We start from the raw sequence: 22,022 nt of genomic DNA on the forward strand, positions 1-22,022 counted from the left end.
AACGAACCTGTATTAGAAGAAGCCCAACGGATTAGTATCGTAGCTGATCAACAGGTTCTTAGTATTTTGGTAGTGGTCGAGCATCATCTTGTGTGTCTCACGGCCAATGCCCGATTTTTTGTAACCACCAAACGCGGCATGAGCTGGGTAAGCGTGGTAACAGTTCACCCAAATACGCCCCGCTTCAATGTTACGACCCATGCGATACGCTAGGTTTGCATCACGCGTCCATACGCCTGCACCTAAGCCATACTCGGTATCGTTAGCGATTTCTAGCGCTTCTGCTTCGTCTTTAAACGTCGTCACCGCGATAACAGGGCCGAAGATCTCCTCTTGGAATACACGCATCTTGTTGTGCCCTTCCAGCATGGTTGGCTGAATGTAGTAACCGTTGCCGAGATCATCTGGTTGCTGCGCGATTTCACCGCCTGTTAGCACTTTCGCACCCTCTTGACGACCGATTTCTAGGTAGCTCAAGATCTTATCAAACTGCTCTTTTGAAGCTTGTGCGCCAACCTGCGTATCAGTATCTAACGGGTTACCTTGTTTAATAGTTTGAGCACGCTCGACCACCTTGGCGATGAACTTGTCGTATACCGATTCATGAATCAACACACGTGATGGACAGGTACACACTTCACCTTGGTTGAAGAACGCCAGCAACATGCCTTCGACACACTTATCAAGGTATTCGTCTTCATGGTTAAAGATGTCTGGGAAGTAGATATTTGGAGACTTACCGCCAAGCTCTACTGTTGATGGAATCAAACTTTCAGCCGCACATTTCAATATATGATGGCCGACTTCTGTCGAACCGGTAAAAGCCAGCTTTGCCAAACGATCGCTGGTTGCTAACGCTTGACCCGCTTCGCTACCAAAACCATTCACAATGTTGACTACGCCTGCAGGCAGAAGATCGGCGATCTTCTCCATCATCACCAAAATCGATGTCGGTGTTTGCTCCGCGGGCTTCATCACCACACAACAGCCCGCAGCCAGTGCAGGTGCCAATTTCCAAGCCGCCATTAAAATCGGGAAGTTCCAAGGAATGATCTGCCCCACCACACCAATAGGTTCTGGGAAGTGGTAGCTTGCGGTGTTTGAATCGAGCTCTGCTGCGCTGCCTTCTTGCGCACGAATACAACCCGCGAAATAACGGAAGTGATCGACAACCAAAGGAATGTCTGCTGCCAAAGTTTCACGCACAGGCTTGCCGTTTTCCCACGTCTCGGCGACTGCGATTTCTTCTAGGTTCGCTTCAATGCGGTCGGCAATTTTAAGCAGGATGTTCGAACGCTCAGTCACACTGGTCGAAGCCCAACTTGCACGAGCAGCATGCGCCGCATCAAGTGCCAAGCTAATGTCCGCCTCGGTTGAACCTGCCACTTGGCAATACACCTGACCATTCACTGGGGAAGTGTTATCAAAATACTCGCCGCTAACAGGCTTCACCCATTCGCCACCGATAAAGTTATCGTATTGCGCTTTAAAGTTCACCACTGCGTTATCACTACCCGGCTGTGCGTAAATCATAGTTAGATCCTTCTTAGATTTTTAGTCGTTGTTCATTCGTTATTGAGCTTATGTTGTCGAGCTAGCATGGCGGCTTCCCTTGAGAAAATAGCTCTAAAAAAGAGTGTCACCATGTTTATGCTTTCTGTTTAAAACACTGATACTTCGTGTTTTCTTCACAACAGTAACAACGCAAATCACACGCCAGAACTTCAAAACTTGTTGTTAATAAATTGTAAAACTATGATTACCAAACGTTTACAACCCAAAGTGAGTTGGCATTGAACGGACGTCTGAAAAGCACTCCAGTGTTCAACTGTTCCAAATTGGTACACCCTCACTGTTACGACATGGGACAGTCATGCATCTTCAACAAGCAAACACCTCAGATTGGCTTTCATCCTCTTGGCACCGCAGCACAGAAGCGGGTCTAAAACAGAGACGACTTCCCGAAGACATTCGCCTGCCACAATCGATCCTTAAACAGCGACGTCATCAATCGTCCGACTTGATTCATATCGTCGAACGTAATGCTCTCCCTCTGTTTAATCAGATGTTTGCACGCACTGACAGCCGTTTGATTCTGACGGATATTGAAGGGGTAATTCTGGCAAGTTGGGGACAGGAGCGGTTTAAAGAGAAGCTGACGTCAATTGCACTCAGTTCGGGAGCATGTTGGCAGGAACAACTTAAAGGCACCAACGCGATTGGCACCGCCATCGTTGAAGCGAAACCAGTATCTATCATTGGTGAACAGCACTTCATCCACCAGCATCGGTTTATCAGTTGTTCCGCAAGCCCGGTGTTTGATCATCAAGGGCAGATGGTTGGCGTATTGGATATTACCAGTGAGCAGCAACAACACGACAGTTCGGTGCAGTTACTGGTTCAAAATATGGTTCAGCTTGTAGAAAATCAACTTCTGAGTCATATCCCACAAGGCACCACTCGAATCGACCTCGCGTGTGAGAAATCTCTATTACACAGCGGCTGGCAAGGAATTGTGATAGCCAATGAAGCTGGTGAGGTTGTGGCGCACAATCAGGTCGCCTCTCAACTGCTGGATCAAACCTCGATCGTCGGCGAATGCATCGAGACTCTCTTCAATCGAGCCTCATTTGATGCACCTTTTGTGTTTGAGAAACAGCACCTCAAGCAACCAACCGCAAAACGCACTAGATCTATTTCGGCATCGTGTGATTTGCACCATGGTGAACAACAAATTGAACATGCTTGGCAGCAAGCCAACAAGTTAATCGACAAAGGGATCAGCCTATTAATCTTAGGAGAAACGGGCGTTGGCAAAGGCGAATTTGTAAAGGCGTTGCACAAACAAAGCCAACGTAAATCTTCGCCCCTAGTAGCAGTAAATTGCGGTGCGCTGCCGAAAGATCTTATCGAATCAGAACTGTTTGGCTACGCGCCGGGCGCTTTTACTGGCGCAAGCCACAAAGGATTCCAAGGTAAGATCCGCCAAGCAGATAAGGGAATTCTGTTTCTCGATGAGATCGCCGACATGCCATTGGAGGCTCAGTGTCGATTGCTGCATGTTCTACAAGATAAGTCGGTAGTGCCTGTTGGCTCAAATCAGAGCTATCAAGTCGATTGTCAGATCATCGCCGCAACTCATAAAAACCTAGAACAATTGGTCGCTACGGGGGAATTTCGACAAGATCTCTTTTACCGCCTGAATGGCTTGGCCTTTACTCTGCCAAGCTTGCAACACCGACAAGACAAGCACGCCTTAATCGAGCACATTCATCGTAAATATGCCGAAGACGAACAGACAATCTGCCCGCACTTAATGAGCTTACTGTGCGCCTATTCTTGGCCAGGCAATATTCGCGAGTTAGACAATTTACTTAAGGTCGCCGCCCTACTCGCGAGTGATGAAGCACAACTCACACTCGAGCATGTGCCCAGCCACCTTGCTCAACATCTCACGTTATTAGCGCAAGATAATCAGCATCAACTGACGACTCAAAATACCACCAAAGGCACAACGAATAACGATTTAAGAAGTACCGTTGAGGAAACTTTGCTACAAACCTATCAAGCGAACCAAGGCAACATCAGCAAGACTTCGAGAATACTGGGGATCAGCCGCAATACCATTTATCGAAAGCTAAAGAGCTTGGGGATTCTTTAATAATCAAGATGATCAATGGTCCAGTTACTTGAATTTAGTCTGCAAAGTATAAATGCATACTTTTTAAGTGGGTATTCAATACTTCGGATGAAATTAAAATGTGACTGATGTCATATAATGAGTAATATATATCCACAACACCCTCAAACTACAACCTCCTGATTTACCAGGGAATTAAAAACGGCATCAAGTATAAAATATCAACAAATACAATTAGATAATAGAATAAAAACAGCCATACACCTATCTTATTGTTCCTCTCTAAAAGACATAATCCGGAGCGTTATACCATCCTATTTATATTTTTAATCACCCTATTCTTATTGTGTTCATTATTTAGAATTTTCCATTCACGTATCTTGTTTAAAATCTCTGAAAAACTACCACTATTTGGTTAGAGAGATAATATGTTTAACAGTATACGAACGCGAATTGCGGTGAGTGCGGGCGGAGCGATGGCTTTCACTCTGTTAATCGCCATGGGAATGACGACCAACGCATTTACCGATGTGAATAAACAAGTCACTGAAAAAGTAAAAACGCAGCTGACAGAGGCCACTGCTACGGATTTACAAAACACGGCACTTCAACAAGGTTTGAACATCGCTAACCAGCTTAACCCCGTATTAGCGAACCTTAAGCAAGTGCGCTCAATCATCGAATTAAGTTCAGAAACCGACGCAAGTGCAGAGCTTATCGTGAAACAGTTTACTGCGGCACTGGAAGCACAAAACAAAGCTGTATTTGCGGGTTACATGGTTTGGGAAGATAAGACATGGTCACAACAGTCTGTCTTGAAGAACGAGCTCAACGTGAACAGCGAAAATAGCTCAGATACGTCGCTGATTTCAGATAACCAACAAGACTCGAACACCGAACTGAGCATTAACACAGAATCAGACTCGAATATCGAATCTGGCTCAAACATCGAGTTAAGCTCAAACACTGAGTTAGGTTTTAACAGTCAAGGCTACCTTGCGCCTTTCTTCTCTCCCAATGACCAGAACAGCTTTGATGCTGTCGCAATGGAAAGCTTTAGCAATACCGATCTCAACAGCAACGGTGAGCGCAAAGATGACTGGCACTTAATGCCATATCAAACAGGTAAAACGTTTGTGATGGAACCGTATTTTTATTCAGTGCGCGGCAAACAAGAGCTCATTACCACCATCAGCCAACCAATCAAACATGACGGAAAAATCATCGGCTCGCTAGGCTTTGATTTATCCCTACATGAACTCCAAAGCCAAAGTGAGTTACTTGCGCGTAACCTGTTTGATGGCCAAGGAAAAATCCTAATCACTTCATGGAAAGGCATTACACTGGCCAACAGCCGAGCTGGAAATATGGTGGGTAAAAAAGTCTCTTCTGAATTGGAATCTGAATGGTCAAAGATTCAGTCTATCGCTAACAGAGAAGGCGCCGGTCTTGTGACTTTCGGCGGCGATGAGTACGCGATTACTGCCATTGATACCAGTGATGCGCCATGGGTAGTCATGGTGTCTGTTCCTAGTAGTCACCTAGCCAAAAGCGTCAATGACTACACCGAGTGGAGTGATGCTCAGAATTCAAAAGCACTTGAAAAAGGTGTGTGGGCGGGAATCATCGCCGCTCTTCTAGGCATTGCCTCAATGGCATTCATTGCTAACTCTTTGGGCAAGGTTTTGAACAACTTAGTGGAACGCTTTAAAGATGCCGCACAGGGTGAAGGTGACTTAACTTATCGCATTGAAGTGAAAGGTAAGGATGAAACCGCTCAGCTTGCACACTGGTTCAATACCTTCCTATCTCGCATACAAGAGATGCTACTTACCGTGATGCTAACGGCTGACCAAGTGGATAAAAACGCGACAGAAGGCCAAGCTCGTGCTGAAGTTTCACGTGACCAGCTGAATTCTCAAGTTAACGAAGTGAACTCACTTGCCACCGCTATCAATGAAATGAGTGCAACAGCGCAAGAAGTGGCGAACTCAGCGGTTCAAGCAGCGGCAGCAGCAAGCCAAGTGCAGAGCAACAGTCTCAATGGTATGACGCGCATGGACAATGCCGCCAGTGCTGTAGACAGCTTAGCTGTGCAGGTTAACGATGCGCAGCAACAAACACAGAACTTAGTCGATTCGAGCACCGCTATTCAGGGTATCTTGAGCGAGATTGGTGGCATTGCAGAGCAAACTAACTTACTTGCACTGAATGCAGCGATTGAGGCAGCTCGTGCAGGAGAGGCTGGTCGAGGCTTTGCAGTGGTTGCTGATGAGGTTCGTAACCTAGCGAATCGAACTCAAGGTTCAACAGAAGAGATTCGCTCTATGTTGGCTCGCTTAGAACAAGAGACTCAATCTATTGTGGTACTGATGGAGCAAAGCCAGAACCAAGCGAACAACACAAAAAGTGAAACCGAAGCTGCACATCAAGCCTTGTCTGAAATCAACCAAGCGATTGAAGTGATTAATGACATGAACAATCAGATCGCTTCCGCGGCTGAAGAGCAAAGCTCTGTGTCAGAAGAGATTAACCGCAATGTCGTTATCATCAATGACACAGCAGTGGAAGTGATGGACACCATGACATCATCAGTGGCAATCAGTAATGAGCTGACAGTGAAAGCCGGTGATTTACACGGCGAACTGAGTAAGTTCAAGCTTTCTTAATTACCAACAACGTCTAACAATAACTAGGCCGAGAAACACTATGTTTTAGGAGAAACGCAACGTTCTCCGCGAAACAGCATGTTCTCGGCCTATCTATTTTAGCTCCGCACTCAACATTACCCTCACCGAGAAAAAATCTAATTGGAGTCCGACTCCACAAGTTGATTGAGCACTTCTTTGTCTAACACTGGGTGATGTTTGCTCGCTAAAATCAGCACAATATCCACCGAAGGCAGTGGTGGCATATCTTCCAGAATGTTCAGATCAGAAGTCACACTCAGCTTACCCATCGCGCCAATCGCTAAACCTGCTTTAACAATGGCACGTTGCGCCGAAGCGGTATTACTGCACGCCAACAACTGATAAGGCGTACCCTGTTTAGTTAGGCCATTCACTGCCGCTGCGTGATACTTACAATCGGTCTGAAACAAGGCTAGTGGGACGGGTTTAGAATCATCGAACACATAGTCTGGGCTGCTTATCCATACTCCCACATCACTGGTAAGCCAATAGCCCTCTTCACTGTCAGGCGCTCGGGTGACAATTGCAGCATCAAGCCTGCCATCATCCAACCACTCTCTGAGCGTAATGCTTGGCAGGCTGAATACTTGAATAGAACAGGTGGGTTCTGCTTTCTGCAACAGGCGAATCACTTTTGGCAGAATAGTGTCATTGTAGTCTTCAGGGCAACCGAGTCTTAAAGGTTGTTTGTCTTCGTAACGCTTTACTTGCTTGAGGGCGGTATTGTGGAGGGCGACCAACTGCTCCGCATGAGAACGCAGCGCTAAGCCAGCCTCTGTCAGCACGAGATTACGGCCTTCTTTCTGGAAAAGGGTCACGTTGAGTTCTTCTTCCAGTTTGCGCATCTGCGCACTGAATGCCGATTGGGTGCGATTGATCTGTTTCGCTGCACGAGTAAAGCTACTGGTTTCTACAAACGCGAGAAAGCCTCGCAAAGCATCAATATCCATATTGAAATCACCACCCATCGTTTTTATTAATGTATTGCATCAAAATTATCCGTTAGTGCGCCGCAATACAATCCCCTAAGCTCAAATGAATTCCCCTAAGGCTCAATACCTTACCCTAAGTCTCAAAGCATCCACACTAAACGCAAGGAAGCAACTATGCAGCTTTATATTGGAAACCAGAACTACTCAACTTGGTCATTGCGCGCATGGCTAATATTCGACAACTACAACCTCAATGCGGAAGTCATCAAGCTCAAGCTATTCACTTCTGATTTTTACGACACACTAGCTTCAGTGACACCAACAGCCAAAGTTCCAACCCTGGTTGACGGTGACGTTGCGGTGTGGGATTCACTGGCGATTCTCGAATACGTTAACGAAGCTTACTTGGACGGCGCAGCATGGCCTAAATCAGTGAAAGAACGCGCCCATGCCCGAGCAATTTCGGCAGAGATGCACTCTGGATTTTTTGCCGTAAGAAATGAAATGCCGATGAACTGCCGCGCTCAACGAAAGCTTGCTTTGAGTGAAGAAGCATTGAAAGACATAGCCCGTATTGATGCCATATGGTCGACGCAAATGGAACAATATCCAGAAGGTTGGTTATTTGGTGAATGGTCGATTGCCGATGCGATGTTTGCACCCCTTGCATTGCGCGTAGAAACCTATGGCATCCAACTTTCAGAGAAGGCATCACAGTATCAACAACGTGTGCTCAACAGTCCATCAGTAAAAAAATGGCTAGCAGAGGCAAGCTTAGAAACCGATGTGGTTGAAGAGGACGAGGCAGGCGACCAAGTATAAAATACAAAACACCCTTTCAAGGCTCACTAGGGCGTGTTGATCTTTCGTGAGTGTTTTTTGAACAGCATGGTAAAGAGTTATAATTTGCTTCGCCAAAAGTAAAACCATAACCAATACCATGCCAAGAACAATGCTAACTGATATTCGCTGGGAACTGCTACTCCAAGTTATGAAAAGTACAGGTCGTATTTACGATAAAACTGAACATCGAATGACATTTGAAGGAATACTTTATCGAATGAGAACAGGTATTCCTTGGCGAGATCTACCCTCTGAGTTCGGAGAGTGGAGTACCGTTTACAGACGATTTAATCTTTGGTCAAAGAAAGGGATTTTAGATAAACTTTTCAAAAGCTTATCTAGCATGGCTGATTTTGAATGGGTCTTTCTTGATGGCTCTATAGTTCGAGCGCATCAGCATAGTACAGGTGCAGCTACTGAAAGCTCAGAGCAAATAGGAAAAAGTCGCGGGGGCAACTCAACCAAAATTCACTTAGCCGTAGATAGTGGTGGTCTGCCGATTTGCTTTGATTTATCAGAAGGACAACGCCACGATATAGTGCATGCCGAAAGCTTAGTTGAACAACTCGATGAAGTTAATACTATCGTTTGTGATAAAGGATATGACAGCGAACCTTTCCGTACTTTTGTTAAGGAACGTGGCGGAGAAACGGTAATTGCTAAACGCAATTACGGACAAGATATAGACAAAGACAGTATGGATTGGTGTCTATACAAGTATCGTCACTTGGTCGAAAATGCCTTTGGGAGAATTAAGCATTATCGAGCTATTTCAAGTAGATATGACAAGCTAGAAAGGAATTATGCCAGCATGTTATCGCTGGCATTCATGTTAATGTGGCTACCGATGTATTGTTGAACACAAAATGTACAGCAAAGATCAACACGCCCTAGTCTGTGAGCCTTTATTTAAACCTTAATAATTTGATCGATTGTGATCGCCTAATCACAATGTGCAGATGTGATTGTTTATATTCAACTAAATTCAAATAGTTAAGATAAACGTTATGTTACGAGCAACCATCGCATTACTCAGTGTCACTAGCTTGGCCGTATCTGCCAATGTCACCCTTCCCTCTGGAGAAGACTGGATCAATCATGCTTCTGAAGGGCTCGCACCTTACTGGCTTATGCCGAGCGCACAGGGAGAACCGATAGGCAACTTCCCGACATTTCGTTGTGATGATGGCACCTTGCTCGATGTATCTGATGTGTGTCCTGAATTGAACAGAGGCTGGATCACTCCGCACTTTGGCAAGGAGTTTACGCGTATGAAATCACGCCAAACCTATGCCTATGGCGTGCTCTATCACCTTACTGGAGACAAACAAGCTTTAGCGCTTGCCAAGCAAGGTGCCTACTACCTCATTGATCAACTAAAAGATAAGAAAAATGGTGGCTTTATTGGCTACACAAAAGAGGGAAAAGCGGGTCAAGATTGGCAGCAACGTACCTCTCAAGATCAAGCGTATGCGCTGGTTGGACTCGCGATGTACTACTACCTGACCCAAGACAAAAAGGTAGAAGAAGCACTCATCGCCCAACAAGCTTTTATCTTTGATAAATATCGACTTAGCGACAACAGCGGTCTTGCTTGGGTACTCGCCGACGGTGAAGATGGCAGTGCAAAACGACGTGAACTGGTCGCGCAACTTGATCAAATAAACGGCTACCTGTTGTTAGTCGCTCCTCTGCTCAAAGAGCCCGTCAAAGCCAAATGGCTTGATGACTTAAACTGGCTCACGCAAGCCATGATTGATCACTACCACTCTGAAGATGAACAACGCTTCTACGGCGCAATTCACGACAAAGCGGCAATGATGCCGAATGCCAATCACAATGATTTTGGGCACACCATTAAAGCGTATTGGATGACCTATCTAACTGGTCATGCATTAAAAAATTCCGATTGGTCTGAGTTTGGTTTAGACGGTATGAAACACACTTTGGCTCAGGCGCAATATCAAAAAGATTTTGCCAATGTATCTAACTACTTTGGCGAGCGACTTCAGAAGATGTGGCAAGGGCAAGATATCACGGGCTGGCAAAGCAGACCGTACAGCCAATGGGCGTCATCATGGGAATGGGCTGAGCTTGATCAAGCTGCGATGACGGTATCGCTTATCGATGGTTCAATGAAAGACGTACTGCAATACACCCTGCCCACCTTTCATGATGTATGGGTAGATCATAAATACGGTGGCGTTGGGCTTGAGCCTAAGCGTACTAAAGCGTTCCATTGGGGCAATGGCTATCACCAATTTGAACATGCGCTGATTGGCTATTTATATGCTCGACAAGAGGAAGGTAAACCCGCTGTACTTCACTACGCAAGGCCAACCAACAGCAAGATGCCAATGGAACCTTATTACTATCAAGGAGATGTAATTAAATTAGAGAATCAGAGTGATGGAACGCAAAAGGTCAGTTTCAACAACATTCGACCTTGATACCTGATATTCACTCATCGGTACTTTTAGACGTGGTTAACGACTAAGACGGAACTGATGAGTGGCTAGCTGTTGACAAAGCCTGAAAAGAAGATCTTCAGGCTTTTGAAATACCGTTGAGCAACATTTATTGGTAGGAATTTAAATGAATACATAAGCAAGTGAATCTTGTCGGATCTTCAGTTAAACCATATACGGCATCACGAAATCACTTCTTATTATTCTGCTCAACCAACTTTTCATTCCACGCTTCGTTGCCGTCTCGCTTACTGACATCATATTCAGAGCAGAACTGCGATATAGTCATATTGTTGTCGCCAGTTGCTAACTTTAATGCCAATTGAACTTGTTGAAGTTTGCTTTGCAGACGAAGGTTTTGACCTGCCTTTGGGCTTTTTTCTTTAGCAAACTTTAAAGCAGCATGTTTACGTTCGGCAGCTCCCGCTCGGCGATCCGCTTCTGATAATAGATATTTTAGCTGCGCGACACTCTTGCCCTTCTTAAAGGCAGGCTCAAGCAACTCAACGCATTCATCAAATGATGGATTTATAACATATGGATCAATTCTATGCGCTTGTTGGCGCATCCACTCTAGCGCGAGCTTTTCATCTGACATAATTACATCTTTACCAAAGAAATAGCCGTACATGGTATCGCTCAATAGCAAACCGCTGCAACAACAAATTAAGCTACAGTGTCACATTTAATTTCAAGGAAATTGCAGTTTTCTAAAAGAATCCTCCTTTCACTACCACTTATTCAAACTGGATGATCGGAATAAAGTGATGCTGCGTAGATATGTTTTAGTTTGGTTAGTAAACAAGTCGTCGAAAACAAAAGTGAGAAGAAGAGAAGATATGAAGGCAATGACCCTTTCAAGACAAGATATCCAAGCAATGGACCAGCGTGAACGCGCTCGTTTAATTAACTCCTTATCGGGGTTTAAAAGCGCAAACCTTATTGGCACCTGTGACAAGCAAGGGCTAGAAAATCTTGCAGTAGTGAGCTCCGTGGTTCATTTGGGGTCGAATCCACCTTTACTCGGCTTCATCATCCGGCCTGCGGAAAGTCGCCGTCATACACTAGAAAATATCCTAGAAACTCAACACTTCACTATCAATAGTATCGGGGCGGGCTTTGTTCAAAAAGCTCATCAAACCTCCGCTCGTTATCCTAAATCAGTCTCAGAATTTAACGCGGTCGGCCTCACGCCCTATTACGATGATGTGTTCCCTGCTCCGTTTGTTTTGGAAAGCCCTCTGAAAATAGGCTTAGCCTTCAAAGAGCAGATAACAATTGAAAGTAACCAAACTCAAATGTTGATTGGTGAAGTTGTTACGGTTCACGCGCCAAAACGAGCTGTGATGCCGGACGGCTACCTAGATTTAGAAGCGTTAGATTTGGTCACGATTTCAGGGCTAGACAGTTATCATGTCACGCAGAGGCTACATCGTTTAAGCTATGCAAAACCAAATAGGTCACTATTTCCACTGACCCACGAAGGTAACCCAACCTCATGGGAGGCTTTCGAACACAATCTCACTCATTTTGCTCGGTAATTTACGGACAAAGGTGCTAACTTTCCCAACTTAACCCTGTGCACCACACAACAGCGCTAAACTACATCTATTTCCAAGGACCCTTTTGAAGTTAACTCACTTTAAATACAAGACACGCAAAGGCCCAGACTACCGACATGGCGATCAGGTGTCATTCATGGACATCAAACAGACCTTCGGTATGGGCAGCATTCGTGTGGGCGCTTGGGTAACGAAAGAAGAGAAAGAGCTCGCTGCAAATCTGATATTCGACTCGTTAGCAGACTTGGCTTACATCTTGGCTCTGCCACCAGAAGCGATTGGCCTTCGCGGCACATTAGGCTTAGCTTTCGGCAGTGGTGGCAGAAAGGGTGTACAAGCACACTATGCGCCAAACCAAAGAGAATTAGCCCTCGCTAAAAACGCAGGGGCTGGTGCGTTAGCGCATGAGTTCTGGCATGCATTTGACCACTACATTGCCGAAAAGGCGTTTGAGATTGGTGATACCTCCGGTCCTCGCAAGCAAATCTTGTTCGCCAGTGACTGTTGGCTACACGATAGAAAGGTGCGACCTCATCCATTAAACGAGAGTTTGATGTCACTGTTCGATGCCACACTACTCAGCGACAATAACCTAGACAAACACGATTACGTGGCGCGAAGTGTTATTGCCGACAAAGCGATGTCGGCCCGTTACTTCTCACTACCAACAGAGATGACGGCGCGTGCCTTTGAGTCAGTAATTGAATCCTGTTCTGATATCAAAAACGTTTATTTGGTAGATGGCACAACCAAACCGGATATGTACCCTGTGTACCCTGATATGGCGCATCGAGAAGAGATTTTCCAAGCCCTGCAAGGTTACTTCGCGCCACTAGGCCGATCTTTAAGTAAATAGCATTTTGAATCAGTAACACTTTGCAGATTTACAGTGAGTGACATGTACCATAAGTTGATCATGTGTAATCTCTGAGATAACATGTCAACAAGCGGAACATGTACAATAGTTAATTCATGAATGATTAACTATTCTGTGTATATTGAAAGAGTAAACATATCCAAAAACAACAGGGTAAATAAGTGATGAATATTGTTTCTTTTACTGAGGCCAGAAATAGCCTTAAGTCTGTGCTCGATAGAGTGGTAGACGATTCTGATGTTACGGTAATAACCAGACGAGATTCAGAAGATGCCGTGGTAATGTCTCTTGATCATTTTAATTCAATGCAAGAAACCTTGTACCTAATGAGCTCGCCTAAAAACGCTGAAAGATTGGCTGAATCCATTGCTCAACTCGAAGCCGGAAATACAACCGTTCGAGAATTGAATAATGACGAATGATCGAAAGATTGTATTTACAGATAATGCTTGGGAAGATTACCTATACTGGCAAACCCAAGACAAGAAAACGCTCAAGAAACTAAATAAGTTGATTGAAGCTGCCAAAAGAACGCCCTTTGAAGGGATTGGAAAGCCGGAGCCACTAGTCGGCAACCTCTCTGGCTTTTGGTCAAGACGAATCGATGACAAGAATCGATTAGTGTATAAAGCAGATGACGATAACTTTTACATAATTGCTTGTCGTCACCACTATTAAAAGCAGTAAGCAGCACATAGAAAGGGCAGTAATGATCAGTTGGCCATCTTTGGTAAAACTCGACGGTGACGATGAGCTTATTTACGTCGCGTCAGAACAAGATTTTCAGGCTGAATGCTCAGACATGATCTTGGGCGATGATGATCACCTCATCGACTCAGAGGGAGACAGCTACTCGCTTAAATCGCACTCGAACCAACTGTCTCTAGCTAAACGAGCAGACCAATATTCGGTTGAAAGCGTGACCAAACTGATTCGAAACCACGAGTTTCAGAAAGCTGAAGTGTGCCTGATGAAGATCCACTTCCTGACTATCGAAGAAGCAATTCAGTCACTGGCTTTTGAGCGACGTTAATAGCTCTCCTTAAAGCTAATAAACTAAACCTGTTAAAACAAAAACAGCGCCAAAATAGGCGCTGTTTTTGTTTGTTATTTCGCTATCGCTTAATTAAGCGATAAAAATCTGTGCCAGTGCGTAGCCTAAACAACATGCACCGACCACACCGATTAAACCCACCGACATGAATGAGTGGTTGAAGTACCACTTACCAATCTTGGTAGTGCCAGACACATCGAAGTTCACCGTTGCGATATCTGATGGGTAGTTCGGGATGAAGAAGTAGCCGTAAACCGCTGGCATCAAGCCGATAAGCAGTGCTGGGTCTAATCCTAAGCCAAGGCCAACTGGTAGCATCATACGTGCAGTAGCGGCTTGAGAGTTCACCACAACTGATACGATGAACAGCGCTAGTGCGAACGTCCATGGGTAGTTGGTCACCATTTCCACGATGCCAGATTTGAACTGAGGCATTGCGTATTGGAAGTAAGTATCCGACATCCAAGCGATACCGAAGATAGCAATCGCCGCCACCATACCCGATTTGAATACCACACCGTTTGGCACATCACGCGGGTCAGTTTTGGTTGCCAGCAAGATGATACCGCCGAAACAGAGCATCATCATTTGGATGATCACCGACATCTTGATTGGCTTGTCGCCGTCTACGATGGTTCTGATCTCTGGCACCATCGCCACGATAACAATCACCACAATTGAAAGTAAGAAAATCAATACTGCATTACGAGCCGAAGTTGGCAGTACTTCATCCAAAGACGTCGCAGTGGTGCTTTCGATGCGCTTTTTCCACTCAGGATCTTTTAGACGCGCTTGGTATTCAGGATCGTCGTTCAGTTCTTTGCCACGTTTCAAGCTATACAGAGAAAGTAAAAGTGTGCCGAACAGCGTTGCAGGAACCGTCACCATCAAAATAGAAAGCAGAGTAATAGAGTGTTGGATATCAGAAAGTTGCGCGAGGTAATAAACCACTGCTGCCGAGATTGGAGATGCAGTAATCGCCAGTTGAGATGCAACAGATGCAGCCGCCATTGGGCGCTCAGGACGAATACCATTCTTCAATGCAACATCGCCGATGATAGGCATGATGGAGTAAACCGCATGGCCAGTGCCCAATAGGAAAGTCATCGAGTAAGTCACGAACGGTGCTATCAAAGTGACGCGTTTCGGGTTCTTTCTCAGTACCCTTTCGGCCACTTGCAGCATGTATTTCAAGCCACCAGCCGCTTCAAGAATAGAAGCACAGGTAACAACAGCGAGGATGATCAGCATTACGGTGACAGGTGGAGACGTTGGTGGCATCTTGAAGACAAACACCTCGATAACCAAACCAATACCAGAAACAACACCTAACCCAATACCGCCATACCGAGACCCGATATAAAGAACGACTAATAAAAATAGAAACTCAAAATACAACATAAGCAACCCTGCTAAAAATATGGACTAATGATATTTTGTCCCTAAGTTCCGCTATTTACTTATCGCTTGGTCACACTATGATTGCAGACTCTCGCAAATTGTTTTTTCTAAGATTATGGTCACGCTAACTGAACCGTAAGTTTATGAAATGTAATAGGAAGACAGACTCTAAATCTAAATTTGTTATGTACGATAACCATTATTGTGACTGTTAGATCTGTATGGCCTATAAAGTGCCAGATTCATAACTTAACGATATTATTTCATTCATAATCAATCATATACAAAGTCATTCAGAAGCATATTTCCGATCTAACTAAGCATATTCTTACTGAACACTAACTCGCCTATCCCGAGACACTATGTCAAAATACTCGCCCTCACGATGACAACACATAAAGAACCACAGATATGAATTTTCAAGCTGCTATTTTTGATATGGATGGACTGTTACTCGACACCGAGAGACTTTGTATGCAGATTTTTGAAGAAGCATGTCACGCGCAAGATGTTCCGTTCTTGCAAGATGTTTACTTAGGCATCATTGGTTGTAACGCAAAAACCATCGAACAGATTTTTAGAAAGGGCTACGGCGAAGGGTTAGATTACCCGGCGCTGAACACCGAATGGCGCACTCGCTACAATGCGGTTGTTAAGCACCAAGCAATCCCAGTTAAAGATGGTGTTATCGAACTACTTGAATGGCTCAAAGAAAACGACATTCCAATCGCGGTAGCGACCTCCACCCAGCTTGATATCGCGAAAAAGAAGCTTGAACTGGCTGGCCTAGATTCTTACTTCACCTCATTAAGCACAGGCTGTGAAGTCACCAATGGTAAGCCTCACCCAGAGATCTACTTGCTAACGGCAGAGCGCTTAGGTGTTGCACCTGAAAATTGCCTAGCGTTTGAAGATTCAAACAACGGTATTCGCGCATCTATGGCAGCCAACATGATCAGCTTCCAGATCCCAGATTTGGTAGAACCATGTGACGAAGTGAAAGCGCTTGGTCACACGATCAGCCCTTCCCTACATCATGTGTTAGCGCAGCTTCAACAAGCTGCAGCTTAAGCTCTAATTATCGTTGATAATGCTTTAATCAACGTAGAAGAGCCTCTCTATTAAACCGACTCACTGAGTCGGTTTTTTTGTTTATATTCCTTTTATAAAAGATAAAATATCGCGCAAGAAACTGTTACAGTCGATATGAAACTATACTAATCGATAAGCAACATTAATAACGTCTAGAGACGGAGAAAGGGACGCGTGATTAAAAGATTTGAAAGCCAACTGCTTGATTTTGCTCAGCAAGAGATGACACAGGATGCCGCGCACGACATTAGCCATATCAAGCGAGTAGTCAAAACTGCTGAGGTTTTGTGTACTCAAGAACAAGCTAAGCTTGAGGTCGTTCTGCCTGCCGCTTACCTTCATGATTGCTTCACCTTCCCTAAGAACCACCCAGACAGAGCCCAAAGCTCACAAATGGCGGCAGACAAGGCGGTCTCTTTCCTCAAATCTATCGAGTATCCCGCGTTCTATCTCGACGAAATCCATCACGCTATTGTCACTCACAGTTACAGCGCCAACATCACACCAGAAACCTTGGAAGCACAGATTGTTCAAGATGCAGATCGCCTAGATTCTCTCGGTGCGATTGGCATTGCTCGCTGCCTATACGTGGGTCAAAGCTTTAACGCAGAGCTGTATAACCATGAAGACCCATTCGCGAAGCAGCGTGACTTGGATGACAAGCATTACAGCGTCGACCATTTCTACGTGAAACTGTTCAAGCTCGCTGAAACCATGAATACAGAATCCGCCAAGTTAGAAGCCAACAAGCGCACTGACTATATGCGTGGCTTTCTTGAGCAGTTGAGTACGGAAGTTTAATGGTTTAGAAAAAGAGACACACGACAAGGAAGAGACAAGGATATGGAAATAAACCGCTTTAAAGCATCCGACGCCGACGAGATCGTCACTTGGTTCACATCCCTCGAAGACTACGTACTGTGGGGAGGACGAACCTTTGGTTGGCCGTTAGAAGCCTCTTCCATCATCGAACGTTCTCAAGAGCCACATGTCGAGCTTTACACATTCTCCACGTCTAGCACTAACTCGAATACCAATGACTTGCTCGGTTTTATGGAGTTTCAACGCATGTCAGACAATGAGCTTCGCTTTTGCCGAGTCTCGATTCACCCAAACCAACGAGGCAAAGGGCTTGGGCAATCCATGCTTGAAAGTGCATTAGAAGCGGCGAAACAGATCCCTGATGTCACAACCATCTCCTTGGCCGTATTTAAGCAAAACCACGGTGCAAAACGCTGCTACGACAAAGCGGGCTTTCAGGTGGTAGACAAAGAGCCGAGCGTAAAAGAGTTCAATGGTAAAACATGGCCCTTGTATCAGATGGAATTAAAGCTCTGCTAGTTCATTTTAATTGTCAGGTTAATTTTAGTTACCAGGATTGTTTTAATTAACAGACTTATTTAGTTAATCGACTTGTTTTAATTGCCAGATTTGACCCCATATCATTGAGCATTAGCTACATACTCAAGATACACAGATGTAATTTGGAACCTCCAATGACCCAAGAAAAATTCGACACTATTTATCAACGTGCTGCTCACCGTAAAGGCGGAGCGGCCGAACTCGAAAAAATTGTTCGTGCACCCCTTTCCCAAGCCGAGCTATCGCAAGTCACAGACGATCGTTGGCTAGCCGCCTTTACTGAAAAAGTATTCCAGTGTGGTATTTCATGGAATGTGGTGAGAAAGAAGTGGCCGCAATTTGAAGAAGTGTTTTTTGAATTCAACATCGAGAAAATGCTGATGCTGCCAAATGAGATGTGGGAACAGAAAGCGCAAGACCCGCGCATTATTCGCCACCTCACTAAAGTGATGACCATCCCTGCTAATGCCACCATGATCCACAATGCCAAGCGTGAAGCCGATTCATTCTCGCAAATGGTTGCCGACTGGCCATCAGAACGTATCACAGAGCTGTGGGATTACCTGAAAAAACACGGCAAGCGATTAGGTGGTAATACTGGTGCCTACACTCTGCGCCAAATGGGTAAAGACACCTTCATCTTGTCATCAGATGTTGAAGCGCACCTGCGCAGTACCGAGGTGGTGGATAGCGGCCGTAACACCAAGCGAGCACAAGTCGCGGCGAGCAAGGCTTTCAACGAGTGGCAGCAACAATCAGGTCGTAGCCTGAGCGAAATCAGCCAGATCGTTGCCTACAGCTGTGGTGATAATCGCGTTTAGTGGTCACCGTAGTTAATTAAAGAACCCGTCCAGATTTATCTAGCCTTTAAAGACCCGTTGCTGATGCCACTGGTCTTTTTTGTGCTTCATTCAAAGAAATGTAAATTAACCGCTGACAGACAACGATCTTCGGTGACGCCAAGTCATTATGTTGATAGGTTAATGTTTATACATCTCGATTTCATACGTATCTATAGCGCTCTCTAAAACATTCGTTTCTCCGCTAAATGGAGGTACTAAACCTAGAAAGGAATTCTATGTTCGAACAGGTCATCAGCATTCTGTTTCCCGTTTTTGCTTTAGCCAGTGCTGGCTTTGCGGTCGGTCGTTGGCTCAAGCCCGATTTCAAACCGATCAATCGCATCAATATGGATGTGTGTATCCCTGCGCTAGTATTTGCATCGCTGACCACCATGCCTCTCGACACAGAGCAATTGCCACTCATAACCGCTTCTTTGATCGCAGTGTTAGTGCCTGCATTGTTGATGATTCCGATCTGTAAGATCTTTAAGCTCAATTTCAAGGCTTGGGCTCCGCCACACATGTTCCGTAATAGTGGCAACCTAGCCATTCCCCTATTCACCTATACCTTTGGCGAGAGCGCATTAGCCCCTGCGGTATTACTATTTGTGGTATCGGCATGTGTCCATATCAGTGTGGGGTTGGCGCTATTGAGCGACGGTAATCCGATCAAACAGATCCTCAAGATGCCAATCTTCTTAGCGGCTGCGCTAGCGATGACGCTCAACCTGTCTGGAATTACCGTATGGAATCCGATCTACGAAGCCACATCACTGCTTGGGCAAGCTGCCGTTCCTATTATGCTGCTGTCGCTGGGTTCACAAATGGTCAACTTGAGGCTGAGCGGATTAAAAGTTGGCTTGTTGTGTACGGCTCAATCGCTGTTTACAGGGGCGATCGCTTTTACCATCATCTATTTCTTTATCCCGCTGCCGACGCTGCACTTACAAATGATGGTACTGTTCACCATGCTGCCACCCGCTGTGATGAACTACCTGTTTGCAGAGAGGTTCAATGTCGAGCCCCCTAAGGTCGCATCTATGGTGTTGTTTGGTAACTTCCTAAGTGTGGTTACCCTACCAATCTTGTTGTCGTTCGCACTGTCTTTATCGAGTTGAATCTCGACCTAAGGGAAGGGTTGTCACTAGGGCGTGTTGATCTTTCGAGCTGATTTTTGCAGCGAGTTGCTGGGTATTTATACAAGGCAGAGGCACCGATGTGTAGCTAGCCTACATGAGAAGCCGATAACACAGTAGAAATGACCAGCAAGCGCTGCCCGAAGGGTTCGGCTGGGCGCCCCCGCAAAAAGCGCTTTACTCTTTGTTGAGGAAGATTTGCTTAGAATGACTAGGCGACTTCCCCCTCGCCGCGATTAAAACGCTTTTATCTCGAACAAAATTTAACCACGAAAGGTCAACACGCCCTAATTACAGTTATAAAAATGGGCAGATAAACTGCCCATTTTTGTGTTCAGAAAGTTAGGAATTAGAGTTAACTACTTCCAGAATTGAATGCTATTGAAGTCTTTGTATTGCTTTGTCGCTGCATCATATTTCGCTTTCATTGCAGTAAACTCAGCATCCGTTAAACCAGAAGCTGATGTAGCGTCTAGCTCCACTGCCTGAAAAATATCAGACGCACTTTTTTTCAAGCTAGCAACCGACACTTTCTTACTGCCATCATTCGTAAGAGTAGAAGTGGTCACTTTCTTTTTACCAGCAAGGTCAGCGGCTGTTGCTGAACAATCCTTTCCTCGATTAAATCCAGTGTACCAAGTTACCGTTGCCTTACCGTCAGCAATTTGCTTAATCGTACAAGCATCAGGGCTCAGACCAACTAATTTATTAGCGTTATTGAAGTTATAAGCGATCAAATCAGACGGGGCTTTGCTAGAGTACGTATCTTTCTGCTCAATGCTGTTGTCGACAGAAGAACGCGCTAAACGGCGAACCGCTCCAGCAAAGTAGAAATCACCGTTAGCATTAGAAGGCACTACATCATCTTTTATCGCCCAGTGAAACGCTGTCTTTTTGCTGTCCAACGTAACTTTCGAGCCGTAATGGTATGACACAGAGTTAACTGTCGCTTTCTGACCATCGACCATATCATCTGCCCATTGATACGCCTTAAAGCCAATCTTAGTCCCGTCTTCTGGGCCTGCATCCACGTAATGTTCAACAGTGTACTTGCCGGCAGGGCTCGTCTTAACCTTAACGATATCACCGAGCAATTTACCCTTAGATGTGTACAAGAATGTATTAGAGATATCTAAACCAATAAGACTAATCTTATCAATTGTATATTGAGTCTCTTCACCTGTTCCGTAGCGTTTGAAGAAAACAAGATCTTCCGTTGTTTTCGCCATTGCTTTGTGTACTTTATCTAAATCAAAGGCACAAGTCGTCGCACCATCATCAGCTTCGAACGCAATCGTCGCGCCATCTTTTGAAATCACGCACACTTTATTGGTTAATTTGAACTCTTTAACCTTCGACACAAATACATCACTGTGTGCTGGCTTAGAATTAGCGAGGTCATCAATAGAAACTAGAGTTTGCGGAGAAGTGCTAGGGGAAAGTGTAAGCGCCTTATCTAAATTCATAAATTCAACTTTATTTTGCTGAATTTTATCTACAGCGAACTTTATCGCCGCCTTAGATTTATAGTAGCCCTGTAGATTAATATCTTCGTTTGCATGAACCATTGTCGCAAGTGAAGAAACGCCTAGCACTAGTGGTAATAGTGTCTTTGTCATATTTTATGTTCCTTCTAGTGGTTTATTTGGACTGACTTGGAGCTTCAAATCCAGTAATGCTTGCAGATGAGAAAACAACAGAGCTCAATTTCTGTACATCACCCACGCTAAGTTTAAGAACAGAACGCTCGGGCGCTTGAGTAGAAACCGCTGTACTGCCGCCAGTACTACCACCACTGCTGCTACCACCTTTAGTCGCACCGCCACCGCCGCCTCCACCACCGCATGCAGTAAGTGAAGCTAATAAGATTAAACCAACGATTTTCTTCATACATTTGTTCCTAAAACGAAATTTAGACCGCTTGTCTGTTTTCAATTAATTCAAGTGAGAATCAGAACATAGGGCGATACAAAAAAAAATTAAAATCGTTGTTGGTTATTGCAGTTATGTTTAATATACAACCATCAAGCAAAGGAATGGGTTATCGCCCCCCTATACAGCACAATCAAGATGGACAACAAGAACAGACATTTTCTTTGACTTAACTTTCGAAGAACTTCATC

Annotated in this window: 21 protein-coding genes; 15 read left to right on the forward strand and 6 right to left on the reverse strand. The window is 44.9% G+C overall.

All coding sequences use genetic code 11. The annotated features are described in order from the left end of the window. Positions 1-12 precede the first annotated feature (12 nt). Complete coding sequence (exaC, locus tag OCV30_RS16170) at positions 13-1,533, reverse strand: acetaldehyde dehydrogenase ExaC (RefSeq protein ID WP_065679762.1); 1,521 nt, start codon at positions 1,531-1,533, stop codon at positions 13-15. 340 nt (positions 1,534-1,873) lie between these two features. Here exaC and OCV30_RS16175 point away from each other — a divergent pair, with 340 nt between their 5' ends. Both OCV30_RS16175 and OCV30_RS16180 read left to right on the forward strand, forming a co-directional pair. After that, a complete protein-coding gene (locus OCV30_RS16175; RefSeq protein ID WP_065679761.1) occupies positions 1,874-3,661 on the forward strand; it encodes a sigma-54-dependent Fis family transcriptional regulator in 1,788 nt (595 codons plus the stop codon). A gap of 407 nt (positions 3,662-4,068) precedes the next feature. Beyond that, entirely contained in the window at positions 4,069-6,309 is a 2,241-nt protein-coding gene (locus tag OCV30_RS16180) for a methyl-accepting chemotaxis protein (RefSeq protein ID WP_065679760.1), read from the forward strand. Positions 6,310-6,446: 137 nt separating this feature from the next. Here the strand turns inward: OCV30_RS16180 and OCV30_RS16185 are convergent, their stop codons facing one another. Next, complete coding sequence (locus OCV30_RS16185) at positions 6,447-7,298, reverse strand: LysR family transcriptional regulator (protein ID WP_065679759.1); 852 nt, start codon at positions 7,296-7,298, stop codon at positions 6,447-6,449. Positions 7,299-7,436: 138 nt separating this feature from the next. On the opposite strand from OCV30_RS16185, the gene OCV30_RS16190 reads away from it, so the two are divergent. From OCV30_RS16190 to OCV30_RS16200, 3 genes are all read left to right on the forward strand, one after another. Continuing rightward, positions 7,437-8,084 carry a glutathione S-transferase family protein gene (locus OCV30_RS16190; protein ID WP_065679758.1) on the forward strand — a complete coding sequence of 216 codons (648 nt, stop codon included), beginning with the start codon at positions 7,437-7,439 and terminating at the stop codon, positions 8,082-8,084. Between the two features lie 118 nt (positions 8,085-8,202). Next, entirely contained in the window at positions 8,203-8,964 is a 762-nt protein-coding gene (locus OCV30_RS16195; RefSeq protein WP_102552608.1) for an IS5 family transposase, read from the forward strand. A 148-nt stretch (positions 8,965-9,112) separates the two neighbouring features. Then, positions 9,113-10,555 carry an AGE family epimerase/isomerase gene (locus tag OCV30_RS16200; RefSeq protein WP_065680219.1) on the forward strand — a complete coding sequence of 481 codons (1,443 nt, stop codon included), beginning with the start codon at positions 9,113-9,115 and terminating at the stop codon, positions 10,553-10,555. A 208-nt stretch (positions 10,556-10,763) separates the two neighbouring features. On the opposite strand, the gene OCV30_RS16205 is transcribed toward OCV30_RS16200, so the two are convergent. Then, positions 10,764-11,171, reverse strand: a complete 408-nt coding sequence (locus OCV30_RS16205) for a hypothetical protein (RefSeq protein WP_026012354.1) — start codon at positions 11,169-11,171, stop codon at positions 10,764-10,766. Positions 11,172-11,412: 241 nt separating this feature from the next. Between OCV30_RS16205 and OCV30_RS16210 the strand changes: the two genes are divergently transcribed. From OCV30_RS16210 to OCV30_RS16230, 5 genes are all read left to right on the forward strand, one after another. Beyond that, positions 11,413-12,114, forward strand: coding sequence for a flavin reductase family protein (locus OCV30_RS16210; protein ID WP_065680218.1), 702 nt, complete (start codon positions 11,413-11,415; stop codon positions 12,112-12,114). Between the two features lie 85 nt (positions 12,115-12,199). Continuing rightward, a complete protein-coding gene (locus tag OCV30_RS16215; RefSeq protein WP_065680217.1) occupies positions 12,200-12,991 on the forward strand; it encodes a CLCA_X family protein in 792 nt (263 codons plus the stop codon). A 185-nt stretch (positions 12,992-13,176) separates the two neighbouring features. Further along, positions 13,177-13,434 carry a type II toxin-antitoxin system Phd/YefM family antitoxin gene (locus OCV30_RS16220; protein WP_017061616.1) on the forward strand — a complete coding sequence of 86 codons (258 nt, stop codon included), beginning with the start codon at positions 13,177-13,179 and terminating at the stop codon, positions 13,432-13,434. Beyond that, on the forward strand, positions 13,424-13,690 hold the full coding sequence (locus OCV30_RS16225) for a Txe/YoeB family addiction module toxin (RefSeq protein WP_017069754.1): 267 nt from the start codon (positions 13,424-13,426) through the stop codon (positions 13,688-13,690). Before OCV30_RS16220 ends, OCV30_RS16225 begins: the two co-directional genes overlap by 11 nt. A 31-nt stretch (positions 13,691-13,721) precedes the next feature. Next, a complete protein-coding gene (locus OCV30_RS16230) occupies positions 13,722-14,045 on the forward strand; it encodes a DUF4144 domain-containing protein (RefSeq protein ID WP_065680216.1) in 324 nt (107 codons plus the stop codon). A 93-nt stretch (positions 14,046-14,138) separates the two neighbouring features. Here OCV30_RS16230 and OCV30_RS16235 read toward each other — a convergent pair whose 3' ends face one another. Continuing rightward, on the reverse strand, positions 14,139-15,467 hold the full coding sequence (locus OCV30_RS16235) for an anaerobic C4-dicarboxylate transporter (RefSeq protein ID WP_004732879.1): 1,329 nt from the start codon (positions 15,465-15,467) through the stop codon (positions 14,139-14,141). Between the two features lie 411 nt (positions 15,468-15,878). Between OCV30_RS16235 and OCV30_RS16240 the strand changes: the two genes are divergently transcribed. The 5 genes from OCV30_RS16240 (at position 15,879) to OCV30_RS16260 (ending at position 19,881) form a co-directional block, all read left to right on the forward strand. Continuing rightward, a complete protein-coding gene (locus tag OCV30_RS16240) occupies positions 15,879-16,538 on the forward strand; it encodes an HAD family hydrolase (protein WP_065680215.1) in 660 nt (219 codons plus the stop codon). A gap of 195 nt (positions 16,539-16,733) precedes the next feature. Beyond that, a complete protein-coding gene (locus OCV30_RS16245) occupies positions 16,734-17,360 on the forward strand; it encodes an HD domain-containing protein (RefSeq protein ID WP_065680214.1) in 627 nt (208 codons plus the stop codon). Positions 17,361-17,402: 42 nt separating this feature from the next. After that, positions 17,403-17,900: a GNAT family N-acetyltransferase gene (locus OCV30_RS16250; protein WP_065680213.1), complete on the forward strand. Its 498-nt coding sequence runs from the start codon at positions 17,403-17,405 to the stop codon at positions 17,898-17,900. Positions 17,901-18,055: 155 nt separating this feature from the next. Beyond that, positions 18,056-18,742, forward strand: coding sequence for a DNA-3-methyladenine glycosylase I (locus OCV30_RS16255; RefSeq protein ID WP_065680212.1), 687 nt, complete (start codon positions 18,056-18,058; stop codon positions 18,740-18,742). Between the two features lie 257 nt (positions 18,743-18,999). Continuing rightward, positions 19,000-19,881 (forward strand): AEC family transporter, encoded by an 882-nt coding sequence (locus OCV30_RS16260; RefSeq protein WP_065680211.1) that lies wholly within the window; start codon positions 19,000-19,002, stop codon positions 19,879-19,881. Positions 19,882-20,258: 377 nt separating this feature from the next. Here the strand turns inward: OCV30_RS16260 and OCV30_RS16265 are convergent, their stop codons facing one another. Then, complete coding sequence (locus OCV30_RS16265) at positions 20,259-21,518, reverse strand: hypothetical protein (protein WP_065680210.1); 1,260 nt, start codon at positions 21,516-21,518, stop codon at positions 20,259-20,261. A gap of 22 nt (positions 21,519-21,540) precedes the next feature. Continuing rightward, complete coding sequence (locus OCV30_RS16270) at positions 21,541-21,789, reverse strand: hypothetical protein (protein WP_017103481.1); 249 nt, start codon at positions 21,787-21,789, stop codon at positions 21,541-21,543. Between the last annotated feature and the right edge of the window lie 233 nt (positions 21,790-22,022).

This window comes from Vibrio atlanticus, from assembly GCF_024347315.1.
Lineage (GTDB): Bacteria > Pseudomonadota > Gammaproteobacteria > Enterobacterales > Vibrionaceae > Vibrio > Vibrio atlanticus.